Consider the following 14,235-nt stretch of genomic DNA (forward strand, 5'->3'; position numbering starts at 1 on the left):
GACTCCGTCCGACTGTCCGGACGACGCCCGCCTCACCCGGATACCGGTTTACGGCTCGAACTTGTAACCCAGACCACGCACCGTCACCAGGTAGCGCCGCGCCCCCGGGTCCGGCTCGAGCACCATCCCGCGTGCGCACCTCGCACCGCTTCGCGGGCATCGGAGCACTGTGCCGGACTCCGTCCGACTGTCCGGACGACGCCCGCCTCACCCGGATACCGGTTTACGGCTCGAACTTGTAACCCAGACCACGCACCGTCACCAGGTAGCGCGGCGCCCCCGGGTCCGGCTCGATCTTGGCGCGGAGACGCTTGACGTGGACGTCGAGGGTCTTGGTGTCGCCGACGTAGTCCGCGCCCCAGACCCGGTCGATCAGCTGCATACGGGTCAGCACGCGGCCCGCGTTGCGCAGCAGCATCTCCAGCAGGTCGAACTCCTTCAGCGGCAGGTCGACCTTGCCGCCGGAGACGGTGACCACGTGACGGTCCACGTCCATCCGTACCGGACCCGCCTCCAGGGCGGCCGGAGCGGCCTCCTCCGGCTCACCGCGGCGGCGCAGGACCGCGCGGATGCGGGCGACGAGCTCCCGCGAGGAGAAGGGCTTGGTCACATAGTCGTCGGCTCCTATTTCCAGCCCGACGACCTTGTCGATCTCGCTGTCCTTGGCGGTGACCATGATCACCGGGACATTGGACCGGACGCGCAGCTGGCGGCAGACCTCGGTGCCAGGCAGGCCCGGCAGCATCAGGTCCAGCAGGACGAGGTCGGCGCCGTTGCGCTCGAACTCGTCGAGTCCATCGGGGCCGGTCGCCGCGATGGCGACCTCGAAGCCTTCCTTGCGGAGCATGTAGGACAGGGCGTCGCTGAAGGATTCCTCATCCTCGACGACAAGCACTCGGGTCACGGAAGAGCCTCCGGGGCAGGGAATGGTTCAAAGGTGTCGGTCTCGAACGGTGCCTCGTCGTCGCCGTTGACGATAAGCGGTCCGCCGGTGGTGTGCTCCCGTACGACGCCCGATTCGGGCAGTCGCAGGGTGAAGGTGGAGCCCTGACCCTCGGAGCTCCAGACCGTGACCTCCCCGCCGTGCGAGGCGGCCACGTGTTTGACGATGGCGAGGCCGAGACCGGTGCCACCGGTGGCTCGCGACCGGGCGGGGTCGACGCGGTAGAACCGCTCGAAGACCCGCTCGCGGTCCTTCTCGGAGATGCCGATGCCCTGGTCGGTCACGGCTATCTCGATCAGATCCCCGCCGGGTGCCACGATGCGGCGGGCGGCGATCCCGACGCGCGTACGGGCGGGGCTGTAGTTGACGGCGTTCTCGACGAGATTGCCGAGAGCCGCGGCGAGCTGGCCGCGGTTGCCCCAGATGAAGAGGTCCGCGGTGCCGCCCGAGGCCATGGTGATCTGCTTCGAGCCGGCCTGCTGCCGGCAGCGGTCGATGGCCTCGGCGACCAGTTCGTCCACCCGGACGGGCTCGGCGTCCTCCAGCGGGTCGTCGTTCTGCACCCGGGAGAGGTCGATCAGTTCCTGTACGAGGTTGGTGAGCCGGGTCGCCTCGATCTGCATTCGCCCGGCGAACCGCTCCACCGCCTCCGGATCGTCCGAAGCGTCCATGACGGCCTCGGAGAGCAGGGAGAGCGCGCCGGTGGGGGTCTTGAGTTCATGGCTGACGTTGGCGACGAAGTCACGTCGTACCGCCTCTATCCGGCGGGCTTCGGTGAGGTCCTCGACCAGCAGCAGCACCAGGCGGGAGCCCAGCGGGGCGACCCGGGCGGAGACGGCGAGCGCCTCGCCACGGCCCGTACCGCGCCGTGGGAGATCCAGCTCGACCTGGCGTATCTCACCGTCCCTGCGCGTGTCCCTGGCCATGTGGAGCATGGCGTCGACGGAGAGCCGGCCGCCGCGGACCAGGCCCAGGGCGTACGCGGCTGAGCTGGCCTTGACGACACTGTCGCTCTCGTCGAGGACGACGGCGGATGAGCTGAGTACGGAGAGGACGGTGTCCACTCCGGGGGGCAGTGCTGCGTTGCCGTCGGGCCGCAGGGACGTGCGCGTGGGTCTGTTCTGTTCGCGCTCGCTCCAGCGGAACGCCAGCATGGCGATCACACCGGTCAACAACCCGGCGATCGCGGCAGCTGCGGCGACCGCCGCGTTCACGTCCATGCTTCAAGGTTATGCGTGCTCGGCAACTCTCTCCCAGCCATCCGAGTGCCATCTCGAACACTCGTCGCCCAGAGTTCACCGAGGAGCAAGTATCGGTTCACTTCTGCGGTCGGATCCCGACGCGTTCCACCCGCACCGTGGGAGCGTGGGGGTCGGTCCAAGAGACCCCGGCCTCAGTAAGGAAACTGGAGAGGGACTTCCATGCGCGACGCTTACCACGAGGAACTCGATTCGATCGGCGAGGGCCTGGTCGAGATGGCCCGGCTCGTCGGCTCCGCGATCGGGCGGGCCACCACGTCCATGCTCGACGCCGACCTGAAGCTCGCGGAGAGTGTCATCGCCGCGGACCAGAAGGTCGACGACCTCCAGCACGACCTGGAGGCACGCGCCATCGCGCTCCTCGCGCGCCAGCAGCCCGTGGCGACCGATCTGCGGATCGTCGTCACCTCGCTGCGGATGAGCGCCGACCTGGAGCGCTCGGGCGACCTCGCCCAGCACGTCGCGAAGCTGGCCCGGCTGCGCTTCCCGCAGTCGGCGGTGCCGCACGACCTGCACGCCACCATCCTGGAGATGGGGCAGCTGGCGCAGCGCCTGATGGCGAAGGCCGCCGAGGTCATCATCACGAAGGACGTCGATCTGGCGCTTCAGCTGGAGCAGGACGACGACGAGATGGACCTGCTGCACCGCACGCTGTTCCAGCACCTGATGGACGACCGCTGGAAGCACGGCATCGAGACGGCCGTCGACGTGACGCTGCTCGGCCGTTACTACGAGCGTTTCGCCGACCACGCGGTGTCGGTGGCCAAGCGGGTCGTGTACCTCGTCACCGGCGAGCACGCCGACGACCTCCAGGCGGCGACTCAGGGCCCGGTGGAGAGCGCGTAGCTCCTACGCTCCGCGTGCACGCGGCGTGCGCTCCCCCTGCACTCCGCCGGGTGCGCGGGTCGCACAGGTGTTCTGCATGTGTGCGCCGTTGATGCGCCCGCAGGAGTGGGCATCCAATGGGGTGGGGGCGGCACACCATGTCCGTACGCCCTCGTGAGCGCGTACGCCCCGAGGAGGAAGCATGGCCGATTCCCCCGTCAACGAACCCCAGCAGGAGGCACCGACCGAAGTGGTGCACCTGTCTGTGCTCGCCGCTTGCGGCTGCGGGTCGGGCTGCGGGTGCGGCTGCCAGTCGGGCGGCCCGTGCCAGTGCGGTGGCTGCTCCGGCTGACGGCCATGTGCGGTGGCGCCCCGTGACGGCAACCTTCGTCGCGGGGCGCGGCCCAGCGCGGTTGTGGACGCGGTCAGCGCGTGGACGAGTGGATGGCCGGACTCGACCTCGGCGGGCGGGAGTTCGGTGTCCCAGGTGAACCGGGGCGGGTGCGCGGTCAGCCAACCGTCCGCCGCCCCGGCTTCCCGTACGGCCTGCTCGATGTCGTGCCGTACGCGGCTCGCCCATCCGCCCGCGTCCACCTGGACGGGCAAGTAGGTGATGTCCAGGGCGGCTTCGCAGGAGGCCGGATAGGTGACCCACCATTCGCCGCCCTTGATCAGCCGGTGGGCTTCCCGGCCTCCGCGTTCTCCACCTTCACTGCTGCGGCGGCCGCCGTGGGGGCCCCGCTCTCCACGACCGCCTCCCCCGCCGCGTACTCCTGCGGCAGGTTCCGCGTCAGCAGCCAGTAGCCCGCTGCCGCGACCGTGCCGAGTACGGCGCAGGCTCCCCAGAGCCACTCGGCGCCGTACCGGTCGATCACGAAGCCGGACATCAGCGGGGCGACCAGGGCAGCCGCCGACCAGGACATCGTGTACATGCCCTGGTAGCGCCCGCGGCCCTGGGCCGGTGACAGCTGGACGACCAGGCCCGTCTGGGTCGGCGCGTTGATGATCTCGCCGAGGGTCCACACGCAGACCGTCAGCGCGTACACGGCGATCGATCCGGCGAACGCGGTCAGCCCGAATCCGTACCCCGCGAGCAGGGACGAGATGATGAGCAGCTTGCGGGGGTCGCGGTACTGGATGAAGCGCGTGACCGGGATCTGGAGCGCCACGATCAGCACACCGTTGACGGCGATCGCGGTACCGAAGTCCGAGGCGGAGAACCCGTCCGTACCCATGGCGACCGGCAGGCCGACGTACCCCTGCTGGAAGATGAGGGCGATCACGAACGACAGCCCGACGACGCTCATGAACCGGCCGTCGCGCAGCACGGTGGAGAGCCGGACGTCGTCCTGGGCGGTCCCCTTCGCACCGGGTGCGACGGGCGCCTTCTCCGGCCGGGACTCCGGGACCTTGATGAAGACGAGGACGGCGCAGACCAGTGTCATCGCGGCCTCGCCCATGAACCCGGCGAGGTAGCTGTACTCGGCGATGAACCCGGCACCGGCGGACGAGACCGCGAAGCCGAGGTTGATGGCCCAGTAGTTCAGGGAGAACGCGCGAACCCGGTCCTTCGCCGGGACGATGTCGGCCATCATCGCCTGCACGGCGGGCCGCGAGGCGTTGCTCGCCATACCGACGAGGAACGCGACCCCGGCGATGGCCACGGGGTGGACCATGAAGCCGAGCAGCGCCACGGACAGCGCGGTCGACACCTGCGCGATCAGCATGGTGGGCCGGCGCCCCAGCCGGTCCGTCATCACTCCGGCGCCGAGCGAGGAAACGACACCGCCCAGCCCGTGGAGGGCGGCGACGAGACCGGCGTACGAGGCGGAGTACCCCCGGTCCAGGGTCAGATAGAGCGCCATGAAGGTCGCGACGAACGCCCCGAGGCGGTTGATGAGGGTGCTCGTCCACAGCCACCAGAACTCCCTGGGGAGACCGGCGACCGTCTCGCGTGCGGCCCTTCTGAGACCGTCGACAGACATGCGGATTTCCCCCCGGGGACGTACGGAACCGGCGTGGACCGTAAGTGGTCCGCTAGCAGTCCGCATATTACGAAGCGGGGTTTGCCAACCGCCACTGGATTGACGCCTACCGTCAATCGAAGCCCCGCGCACCCCTCCTGCGGCCGCTGTCCGCCCTGTGGCCGGGCGCGCGCGGGCCGCACGGGTTCGATTACGCTCGGGCCCATGGCCGACGCACCGTACAAGCTGATCCTCCTCCGCCACGGCGAGAGCGAATGGAACGCGAAGAACCTGTTCACCGGTTGGGTGGACGTAGACCTCACCGACAAGGGCGAGAAGGAGGCGGTACGCGGCGGTGAGCTGCTCAAGGACGCCGGCCTGCTCCCCGATGTCGTGCACACCTCCCTCCAGAAGCGCGCGATCCGCACCGCCCAGCTCGGGCTGGAAGCCGCGGACCGCCACTGGATTCCGGTCCACCGCTCCTGGCGTCTGAACGAGCGCCACTACGGCGCCCTCCAGGGCAAGGACAAGGCGCAGACGCTCGCCGAGTTCGGCGAGGAGCAGTTCATGCTCTGGCGCCGCTCGTACGACACCCCGCCGCCGCCCCTCGAGGACGGCGCCGAGTTCTCCCAGTCCGACGACGCGCGCTACGCGACGATCCCGAGCGAGCTGCGTCCGCGCACGGAGTGCCTCAAGGACGTCGTCGAGCGCATGCTGCCGTACTGGTACGACGGCATCGTCCCCGACCTCCTCGACGGCAAGACGGTCCTGGTCGCCGCCCACGGCAACAGCCTCCGCGGCCTGGTCAAGCACCTGGACGGCATCTCCGACGAGGACATCTCGGGCCTCAACATCCCGACCGGCATCCCGCTCGTCTACGAACTGGACGCCGACTTCCACCCCCTGAAGCGGGGCGGCACGTACCTGGACCCGGACGCCGCGCAGGCGGCGATCGAGGCAGTGAAGAACCAGGGCAAGAAGAAGTAACACGACCTGAAAAAGCCCCCTGCCTGCGGATTTGCCGCAAGCAGGGGGTTTGTCGTTGTACTGGGGCTGTCGCTGGGCCGTGCAGTCCTGCGCACCCTAGGCGGCGACTGTCCGGGGTCCTTGGTCTCGTTTCACTGAGACGATCACGGCGGAGACGACGGCGGTCACGAAGAAGCTCCCCACCATGACCATCCCCACGCCGATCACAAAGAGGCCGCTGGAATCGTCCGACCAGTCGTAATAGGCGGCACCGGTCAGGCCGACCGTTGTACCGAGCACGGCGCCTGCGATGTAGCGTCGGGATGCCGCCCAGTACACCGGTGCCAGCAGGGCCAGCAGCAGCCCGATCACCTGCCACGCCTCGTACGGGCCGGTCGTCGTACCGTCAGGCTGCACGTCACGATGCTGGTCCCAGCCCAGCCAGGCAGCCCATGCCGCGAGCGTCACCACAGCCAGCACGAGGATCGCCAGCAGCTGGGGAACGAGTTTCATCGGTAGTTGTCGCATGGCCCAAGCGTTCCGGCTCACCCCGGAACCGACCAGAGCGCACGTACTCAACTCTCCCCGTACCGGCTTTCCGCGAGCATGGGGATCATCGCTGTGGCGGGGCAGGGCGGCGACTGGTTCGGATGGGGTCGCGTGGGCCTGAATTCGCCTTGTGGCAGAGGTCCGGTTGATCCTTAATAAGGCTTCACTCCGATGCGGTTCCCTCTCAGGGGAAACATGAACTCAGGGGGAAGCATGGATACGAACGAGCCATCGACACCGCCTTCGTCGCCGCCACCGAGACCCACCTCGTCACCGCCACCGGCACCGCCCTCGTCCCAGCCCTCGTCCCAGCCCTCGTCGCAGCCGGAGGCGCGTCCCTGGACGACTCCGCGCCCGTCGGGTCCGCCGCCGGTCGCTTCTGTCGGGATGGCGTCAGCAGCCCTCAGCCTGGTCGTCACCAAGAGGCTGTTGTGGGTGGGAGGGGCGGCGTATCCGCTCCAGAACGTCGCCCGCGTCTACACGTTCACGCTCCACCCCAGGCGCAAGGAAGCGGTGCTCCGCTTCTTCAAACGCGCGGCGCTCGCGGTCCCGGTGGCGATGGCATTCACGGTGTTCGGCGCCATCGCCGGCGCCCTCGCCCGGAGTGGCGACGCGTTCGGCGGCTTCATCCTCTTCATCTGGCTGGCCACGGTGGGCTGCCTGATCTACTTCTTCGTGGACATGATCAGCGTGCTGTCCGCGCCCTCCCATTTCGTCATGGCCGTCGAGTCGAACGGCCGGTCGACCGCCCTGGTCACGGGCGATCCCGGCCACCTCAACCAGCTCGTCCAGCAGATCGCGCACGCGATCGAGAATCCGGAGACGGAACTCAGCGTTCGCGTGGAGCAGCTGACCATCAGCAATCCCAGCAACTACTACTTCGGTGATGCCGTGAACATGTATGGCGGCTCGGGCAATGTGGGGATGTCAGGCGTATGAGCGGAGACAGTTACAACTTCGGCAACGTCGTCAACATGCACGGCGGCCACGACAACATCGGCATGGTCAACCACGGCACCGGCGCCGCCGGCTCCCCGCCGCCCGACCCCGCCCTGGAGCAGGCCGTTCGTGAACTGGTCGCGCTGCTCGGGGACTTGCGTGCGCAGGTGGCCCCGGCAACCGCGCAGCGCATCGATGCCTCGCTCCCGGCGATCACGGCCGACCCCGCCGTGCCCCCGGAGGAACGGCACAGCGCGCTGCTGACCGTCGCGGGCATCGCCGCCACGGTGGGCGCGCTCGGGCAGCCCGTCCTCGATGCGGCCCGCGCGCTGATCGAACTCCTCGGCGCCTGAAGGGCTACGGCAGGAGCGGCGGGTAGCGGAACGGGTAGCAGAAGGCATTTCGCGGATGCGACGGAGCGTTGCACGCAACGCTCCGTCCGCGATCTCGTGTCAGTGCGTGCTGCCGGCGTCCGCCGGCTGCTTCGCGCCGTCGGGGCGGGAGGCGGTGGTGGCGGCGCCGGCCGCCTCCGGCGATCCCCGCAGCAGCGCCAGTGACAGCGCCGCCGCCCCCGCCATCGTCACCGCGGCTCCCACCGCCGCGTAACTCATCCCGTGGGTGAAGGCATCGCGGGCCGCCGTCAGGACCGCGTCCGCGGTGGCTTCCGGAAGGTGGGACGCCACCGCCGTGGCGCCGCCCAGGGTCTCGCGTACCGCGTCGGCGTCCGGCAGGCCCGACGGCAGGGTGGTCTCCATGTCGCGGCTGTACACCGCCGCGCCGATCGAGCCGAGGATGGCCATGCCGAGGGCACCGCCCAGTTCCTGGCCCGATTCGAGCACCGCCGCCGCCGAGCCCGCGCGCTCCGGCGGGGCCGCGCCCAGGGCGAGTTCGTTGGCCAGGGTCATGGCCGCGACCAGGCCGCCCGCGTAGACCGCGCCGCCGGCGAGAGTGACCCAGAGGGCCGAGTCCGTACGCACCTGGGTCAGCCAGAGGAAGCCGCAGGCGGAGACGAGGAAACCGCCGCCCATGACGTACGCCCGGTCGAACCGCTGCGCGAGTACCGCACCGGTCGGGGCCATCACCGCGACGCCCGCGGCCGGCACCAGGCTCCACAGGGCCGCCTCCAGCGGGCCCATGGCGAGGACGGACTGCAGGTACTGCGTGAGGAAGACGGCCATACCCACCGTGGCGAACATCGCCAGCAGGTTCGCGCCGACCGCACCCCCGAAGGCGCGCTGCCTCAGCAGGGCGAGGTCGACCATCGGGTGTGCCAGACGCTTCTGGCGGCGGACGAAGACATAACCGAGCACGAGCCCGCCGCTGATCCCGAGGGCGGGCAGGGGCGCGTAGCCGTGCCTGGCGAGTTCCTTGATGCCGTAGATCACCGGGAGCAGAGCGGTCAGCGAGAGCACCGCGCTCAGCAGGTCGAAGGGCTCGCGGTCCTTCGACCTGAACTCCGGTACCAGGAACGGGACCAGGACCAGGAGGAGCAGCATCGCGGGCAGGTTGATCAGGAAGACCGAGCCCCACCAGAAGTGCTCCAGCAACAGGCCGCTGACGACCGGCCCGAAGGAGACGCCGGTGGTCATGACGGCCGTCCAGACCGTCACCGCCTTGGCGCGCTGCCGTGCGTCGTGGAAGAGGTTGCGGATGAGCGCGAGGGTCGACGGCATCAGGGCGGCGCCGCCGAGGCCGAGCAGTGCGCGTACTGCGATGAGCGCCTCGGCGGACTGGGCGTACGCGGCTGCCGCCGAGGCGGCGCCGAACACCACGGCCCCGGCGAGCAGCACGGTACGGCGCCCGAGCCGGTCGCCGAGCGCGCCCATGGTGATGAGGAGCCCGGCGAGCACGAAGCCGTACATGTCGAGAATCCACAGCTGCTGGGTGGCGCTCGGCGTCAGGTCCTCGCTCACGTACGGGATGGCGAAGTAGAGGACCGAGACGTCCATCGATACGAGGAGCAGGGGCAGCATCAGGACGCCGAGAGCGATCCATTCCTTACGGCCCGCGCGGGGGCCGGGGGGTGTCTCCATGAGTGCGTGTGTCTCCATGAAGTGTTACGGAAGCGGGTCGGCGCGTACACCGCAATCAGTTGCCTAGTGCACCGGGCCCGTACCCCTTTCTCAGCAGGGCAGACGGCAGTTCGGTGCACTAGTACAGTGCCGCCATGGCCATCGATCCGCCCTACCTCCGTATCGCCGGGGACATCCGCCGCCGCATCGCCTCGGGGGAGCTTTCACCGGGCGACCCCGTGCCCTCCACCCGGCGCATCACGCAGGAGTGGGGCGTCGCGATGGCCACCGCGTCCAAGGCGCTGGCGGCGCTGGGGCAGGAGGGGCTGGTGCGGGTCGTGCCCGGCGTCGGCACCGTCGTGGCGGAGACGCGGCGCGACGGCAGGACAGCGCCCGGCCAGGGCCTCACCCGCGAGCGCATCACCCGTACCGCGGTCGAGCTGGCCGACGCGGAGGGGCTCGGGGCCCTCTCGATGCGCCGGCTGGCCACGGAGTTCGGTACGTCCACGATGGCCCTGTACCGGCACGTGCCGAACAAGGCCGAGCTCGTACGGCTGATGTCGGAAACGGTGTTCAAGGAGACGCCCGCAGGCCCCCCGCCCGCCTCGTGGCGCGATCGATTCGCCCTGGAGGCACGGTGGTTGTGGAGCCGGTACGAGCGTCACCCCTGGCTTTCGCGGGCGATGGCCGCGCTCACCAGGCCGATGGCCTCGCCCCACGCCATGCGGTACACCGAACGCGCCCTGGCCTCCCTCGGAGGACTGGGCCTCACTCCCGCCGAAAAACTCCACACGCACCTCACCCTGCTCGGCTTCGCCCAGGGAATCGCGATGGCGATGGAGCTGGAGTCGCAGGCGCGCCAGGACACCGGCATCACTCCGGAGGAATGGATGGCGTCCAACGAGCCGCAGATGGAGGCCATTCAGACATCCGGGGCCTTTCCGGTCCTGTCGACGCTCTTCGGCCCCGATCAGTTCGACCTCGAACTGGACGCACTCTTCGAGTTCGGTCTCGAACGCATCCTGGACGGCGTCCAGGTGCTCGCCGACCGTGCCGCGACCCTATGATCGTGCGCGTCGTGGACTGTCCCTGACACACCCGCGGACGCACGCGAACGGGCGTGGAGAGCAAGGAGATCGGGGAGAACGATCATGGGCGAGCCTCTGAAGACCTTCGTCGGCGGCACCGAAGTCGACGTACCCAACAGCATCCCGGCCATCCGCACTGCCCTGCCCGAGGACAGACGCACGGAATTCGACCATGCGATCAACGAGGCCGGGGTGGACGAGATCCACGCGGTCATGCGGCACTGGATGCTGGAGGCCGTGCCCGATCCGGAGGCCGAAGGCATCCTGGTCCGGCTGGCGCAGGACGAGGCCGAGAGGCGGCAGATCTCTTGAGCCGCCACCGCAGGGACCGCGGCCGGCCGGGTGCCGGTGCGTTCCGTATCTCCTACGCGCCGCCGGCGGACGACACCCTCGCCAAGATGCGGGACGGGGATCCGTTCCGCGACGAGATGGCCCGCACGCTGGGCCGTGATCCGTACGGACACGGGTCGTGCGCCGTCAAGAGCGAGCATGACCGTCGGGAGGCGACGGTCCTCGGTGCCATCGTCCTCTATTACGTCTCCGGGTCGGTCCTCACCGTCACCGTGGTGAGGCTCGTACCGCTGCCCTGAAAGGCGTACCACTGCCAACCCTGCCCTGAAACACGGGCGCGCCCCGCCGTTCGGCAGGGCGCGCACGGTCTCGGCGGGTGGGGATCAGGCGAGCTTCGCCGCCTGGGCCGCGACCACGGCCGCCGGCAGTTCGAGCGTGCCCTTGCCACTGGCCGCCGCGAGGTTGAACGACGTGAACGTGGCGACCGTGCCGCCCTGGCGCAGCGCCACGAGCGTCAGCGGGGCGCTTTCGCCGTCCTGCTCGGCCGCCAGCGTCCAGGCGAGGGCCTCATCGCCGCCCGACACCTTCTCCTCGGTGATCTTGGTGATCTTCTGCGTCTCACCGGCCGTGGTGACGCTGAAGCCACCGGCGCAGTCGGTCGCGGCCTTGCGGAGGGCGGCGATGTTGCCCTCGGCGGTCGCGCTGTCGTACGAGGAGAGCGACAGCAGCGTGGACGTCAGATCGAAAGCCGACGCGAGCGTGTCCTCGGCGTTTTCCTCGGTCATGTCGCCGGCCTCGACCTTGGGCTCACTGATCACCTGGCGCTTGGTGCTTGCGGCCGGCTTGCCCTCTTCCGCGCCGTAGAACGCGCGGGCCAGGGGGGCGCAGGCCTCCTTGTCGGAGCTGACGTCGGCGGCGGCGACGGTGTCCTCGGGGCCGGCCTTCGTGATCTTGTGGGCCTCGACGTCGCCCTGGACCAGGGACGCCTTCTCCAGCTCGGCGGCGGTCAGCGCCTTGACGGCGGGCTTCCCGGCGGCGCCTTCCTTGGCACCGTCCTTGGCCTCGTCACCCTTGCTGGGCTCCGAGCCGCCGCAGGCCGTGGCCAGCAGGGCCAGGGCCGCCACGGAAGCGGCGAGGGCGGTACGGCGTACGGCGGTGGCGCGCATGGTTCATCTCTCCGTCTCATGGAACAACGGCCCTTGCCCGGCGCGGTAGTTACGCGCCGCTCGGGATGGGCCGTCGCAGTGCGTCACACTTTAGATTCGGACACCTGTCCGGTGATCGGCTTGACCAGTCACGGGATGTGATTGTGATTCACCTGTGATCACTCTGTGAATGCGCCGGGGAGGGGCGGAGATGCGCGGGGACCGTGGGGCGCGTCAGCCGGCCGGGCGCTGGGTCAGGTGTGCGAACGCGTCCAGATTCCGGGTGGATTCGCCGCGCGACACCCGCCACGCGTACTCCTTGCGGATCGCGCTCGCGAAGCCCAGTTCGAGGAGGGTGTTGAACGATCCGTCGGCCGCTTCGAGGACGGTGCCGAGCAGTCGGTCCAGCTCGTCCGGGGTGACGACGGCCAGCGGGAGCTTGCCGGCCAGGTAGATGTCGCCGAGGGGGTCGACCGCGTAACTCACGCCGAAGAGGCGGAGGTTGCGCTCCAGCAGCCAGCGGTGCACGGCGGCGTCGTTCTCGTCCGGATGGCGGATGACGAACGCGTTGACGGAGAGGGAGTGCTTGCCGACGAGCAGGGAACACGTGGTGAAGAGCTTGCGGGTGCCGGGCAGCTTCACGACGTAGTTACCGGGCTCCGGGCTCTCCCATTCGAGCTCCGCGTCGTTCAGCGTCGCCTCGATGACCTGCGCCACTGCTGCTTCGTCGGGTACGTCAGCCATGGTGCGAGCGTACGTGACGGCGGTGTTCGTACATCGCTGCCGTGTACACATCGGATGTCGCCGACGCCGCCGTGTCCCAGCCGAACGACTGGGCGTGCGCGGCGGCTGCCGCCCCCATCCGGCCGACCAGCTCCGGCGTGTCCACGAACCGGCCCAGCGCTCCGGCGTACGCCTCCGGGTCGTGCCCGGGGATCAGGAAGCCGCTGACCTCGTCCCGCACGGCCACCGGGAGACCGCCCACGGCCGCCGCGACGACCGGGGTGCCGGCCGCCTGGGCCTCTATGGCGACGAGACCGAAGGACTCGCTGTACGAGGGCATGACCAGCACGGACGCGGCCCGGAACCAGTCGGCGAGCTGGTCCTGCCCCACCGGCGGGTGGAACCGTACGACATCGGCGATGCCCAGCCGCGCGGCCAGCTTCTGCAGGCCCTCCGGCTTGGCGAGCCCGCTGCCGCTCGGCCCGCCGACGACGGGTACGACCATCCGGTGCCGGAGCGAGGGCTCGCGGTCCAGGAGCACCGCGACGGCGCGCAGCAGGATGTCGGGGGCCTTCAGCGGCTGGATACGGCCGGCGAAGAGCGGAATGAAGGCGTCCTGGGGCAGCCCGAGGCGGGCGCGGGCCGCGGCGCGGCCGTCCGCGGGGCGGAAGCGGTCCAGGTTGACGCCGGGGTGGACGACGGCCACGTTGCCGGGGTCGGCCTCGTAGAAGCGGACGAGCTCGTCCGCCTCCTCCGCCGTGTTCGCGATGAGCCGGTCCGAGGCGCGCACGATCTGGGTCTCGCCGATGACGCGGGCGGGGGGCTCGGGGGTGTCGCCCTCGGCGAGCGCCGCGTTCTTGACCTTCGCCATGGTGTGCATGGCGTGGACGAGGGGAACGCCCCAGCGCTGGGCGGCCAGCCAGCCGACCTGGCCGGAGAGCCAGTAGTGGGAGTGGACGAGGTCGTAGTAGCCGGGGCGCTGACCGGCCCAGGCCTGCATCACGCCGTGCGTGAAGGCGCAGAGCTGCGCGGGCAGCTCCTCCTTGGCCAGACCCTCGTACGGGCCAGCGTCGACGTGCCGCACCAGGACGCCGGGCGACAGCTCGACCGCAGGGGGCAGGGCGCCGGCCGAGGCCCGGGTGAAGATCTCGACCTCGACGTTGATCGCGGCGAGGCGCTTGGCCAGCTCCACGATGTAGACGTTCATGCCGCCCGCGTCGCCCGTACCGGGCTGGTGCAGCGGAGAGGTGTGCACGGACAGCATCGCGATACGCCGCGGTTTGCGGTGCGTGCCCGGGAAGCCGCCCGGGAACCGGATACGCGGCGCCACGCGGCTGCCGCCGAGCCGAGAGACGTACTGGCTCACGTCGTCCGGTCCTCCTTACTCAGGGCATGACTTCTCAGGGGCGCAGTGGTCCCTACGAACACCCAGAACAGCGACATGCGGCAGTTCATTCCGCTTTACCGAACCATGACCATGCCGTGCGCCCTCGGGACCCCCGGCGCAGGTCCCGGGGGCGGGTCCCGGCCG

The 14,235-nt window shown here is 69.8% G+C and carries 16 protein-coding genes; 7 read left to right on the top strand and 9 right to left on the bottom strand.

Annotated features, from left to right (window positions below):
• Positions 1 to 223: 223 nt before the first annotated feature.
• Together ACFT7S_RS30050 and ACFT7S_RS30055 are read right to left on the bottom strand one after the other, a co-directional pair.
• Positions 224 to 904 carry a response regulator gene (locus ACFT7S_RS30050; RefSeq protein WP_382737263.1) on the bottom strand — a complete coding sequence of 227 codons (681 nt, stop codon included), beginning with the start codon at positions 902 to 904 and terminating at the stop codon, positions 224 to 226.
• The gene (locus ACFT7S_RS30055; protein ID WP_382737265.1) at positions 901 to 2,163 is read right to left on the bottom strand and encodes a sensor histidine kinase; all 1,263 of its coding nucleotides are present in this window, start codon (positions 2,161 to 2,163) and stop codon (positions 901 to 903) included. The genes ACFT7S_RS30050 and ACFT7S_RS30055 overlap by 4 nt, the downstream gene beginning before the upstream one ends.
• Positions 2,164 to 2,364: 201 nt before the next feature.
• Between ACFT7S_RS30055 and phoU the strand changes: the two genes are divergently transcribed.
• A complete protein-coding gene (gene phoU, locus ACFT7S_RS30060; protein ID WP_382737267.1) occupies positions 2,365 to 3,048 on the top strand; it encodes a phosphate signaling complex protein PhoU in 684 nt (227 codons plus the stop codon).
• Between the two features lie 3 nt (positions 3,049 to 3,051).
• On the opposite strand, the gene ACFT7S_RS30065 is transcribed toward phoU, so the two are convergent.
• Entirely contained in the window at positions 3,052 to 3,633 is a 582-nt protein-coding gene (locus ACFT7S_RS30065; protein WP_382737367.1) for a hypothetical protein, read from the bottom strand.
• Between the two features lie 65 nt (positions 3,634 to 3,698).
• Entirely contained in the window at positions 3,699 to 5,012 is a 1,314-nt protein-coding gene (locus ACFT7S_RS30070) for an MDR family MFS transporter (protein ID WP_382737269.1), read from the bottom strand.
• A 204-nt stretch (positions 5,013 to 5,216) separates the two neighbouring features.
• Here ACFT7S_RS30070 and ACFT7S_RS30075 point away from each other — a divergent pair, with 204 nt between their 5' ends.
• Positions 5,217 to 5,978, top strand: coding sequence for a phosphoglyceromutase (locus ACFT7S_RS30075; protein ID WP_382737270.1), 762 nt, complete (start codon positions 5,217 to 5,219; stop codon positions 5,976 to 5,978).
• A gap of 96 nt (positions 5,979 to 6,074) precedes the next feature.
• Here ACFT7S_RS30075 and ACFT7S_RS30080 read toward each other — a convergent pair whose 3' ends face one another.
• On the bottom strand, positions 6,075 to 6,485 hold the full coding sequence (locus ACFT7S_RS30080; protein ID WP_382737272.1) for a hypothetical protein: 411 nt from the start codon (positions 6,483 to 6,485) through the stop codon (positions 6,075 to 6,077).
• Positions 6,486 to 6,893: 408 nt separating this feature from the next.
• On the opposite strand from ACFT7S_RS30080, the gene ACFT7S_RS30085 reads away from it, so the two are divergent.
• A complete protein-coding gene (locus ACFT7S_RS30085) occupies positions 6,894 to 7,445 on the top strand; it encodes a DUF6232 family protein (protein WP_382737274.1) in 552 nt (183 codons plus the stop codon).
• Positions 7,442 to 7,798 carry a hypothetical protein gene (locus tag ACFT7S_RS30090; RefSeq protein ID WP_382737276.1) on the top strand — a complete coding sequence of 119 codons (357 nt, stop codon included), beginning with the start codon at positions 7,442 to 7,444 and terminating at the stop codon, positions 7,796 to 7,798. The genes ACFT7S_RS30085 and ACFT7S_RS30090 overlap by 4 nt, the downstream gene beginning before the upstream one ends.
• Before the next feature lie 99 nt (positions 7,799 to 7,897).
• Here the strand turns inward: ACFT7S_RS30090 and ACFT7S_RS30095 are convergent, their stop codons facing one another.
• Positions 7,898 to 9,478: an MFS transporter gene (locus tag ACFT7S_RS30095; protein ID WP_382737278.1), complete on the bottom strand. Its 1,581-nt coding sequence runs from the start codon at positions 9,476 to 9,478 to the stop codon at positions 7,898 to 7,900.
• A gap of 134 nt (positions 9,479 to 9,612) precedes the next feature.
• Here ACFT7S_RS30095 and ACFT7S_RS30100 point away from each other — a divergent pair, with 134 nt between their 5' ends.
• The 3 genes from ACFT7S_RS30100 to ACFT7S_RS30110 all read left to right on the top strand — a co-directional run bounded on the left by ACFT7S_RS30100 (position 9,613) and on the right by ACFT7S_RS30110 (position 11,135).
• On the top strand, positions 9,613 to 10,524 hold the full coding sequence (locus ACFT7S_RS30100) for a TetR/AcrR family transcriptional regulator C-terminal domain-containing protein (protein WP_382737280.1): 912 nt from the start codon (positions 9,613 to 9,615) through the stop codon (positions 10,522 to 10,524).
• Between the two features lie 84 nt (positions 10,525 to 10,608).
• Positions 10,609 to 10,857, top strand: a complete 249-nt coding sequence (locus tag ACFT7S_RS30105) for a hypothetical protein (protein WP_382737283.1) — start codon at positions 10,609 to 10,611, stop codon at positions 10,855 to 10,857.
• 86 nt (positions 10,858 to 10,943) lie between these two features.
• Positions 10,944 to 11,135 carry a hypothetical protein gene (locus ACFT7S_RS30110; RefSeq protein ID WP_382737363.1) on the top strand — a complete coding sequence of 64 codons (192 nt, stop codon included), beginning with the start codon at positions 10,944 to 10,946 and terminating at the stop codon, positions 11,133 to 11,135.
• Positions 11,136 to 11,219: 84 nt separating this feature from the next.
• Here the strand turns inward: ACFT7S_RS30110 and ACFT7S_RS30115 are convergent, their stop codons facing one another.
• The 3 genes from ACFT7S_RS30115 to mshA all read right to left on the bottom strand — a co-directional run bounded on the left by ACFT7S_RS30115 (position 11,220) and on the right by mshA (position 14,070).
• Positions 11,220 to 12,002: a hypothetical protein gene (locus tag ACFT7S_RS30115; RefSeq protein ID WP_382737285.1), complete on the bottom strand. Its 783-nt coding sequence runs from the start codon at positions 12,000 to 12,002 to the stop codon at positions 11,220 to 11,222.
• A gap of 213 nt (positions 12,003 to 12,215) precedes the next feature.
• Positions 12,216 to 12,725, bottom strand: coding sequence for a YbjN domain-containing protein (locus ACFT7S_RS30120; protein ID WP_382737287.1), 510 nt, complete (start codon positions 12,723 to 12,725; stop codon positions 12,216 to 12,218).
• Entirely contained in the window at positions 12,718 to 14,070 is a 1,353-nt protein-coding gene (mshA, locus tag ACFT7S_RS30125; protein ID WP_382737289.1) for a D-inositol-3-phosphate glycosyltransferase, read from the bottom strand. The genes ACFT7S_RS30120 and mshA overlap by 8 nt, the downstream gene beginning before the upstream one ends.
• Between the last annotated feature and the right edge of the window lie 165 nt (positions 14,071 to 14,235).

Source organism: Streptomyces sp. NPDC057136, assembly GCF_042670885.1.
Classification (GTDB): domain Bacteria; phylum Actinomycetota; class Actinomycetes; order Streptomycetales; family Streptomycetaceae; genus Streptomyces.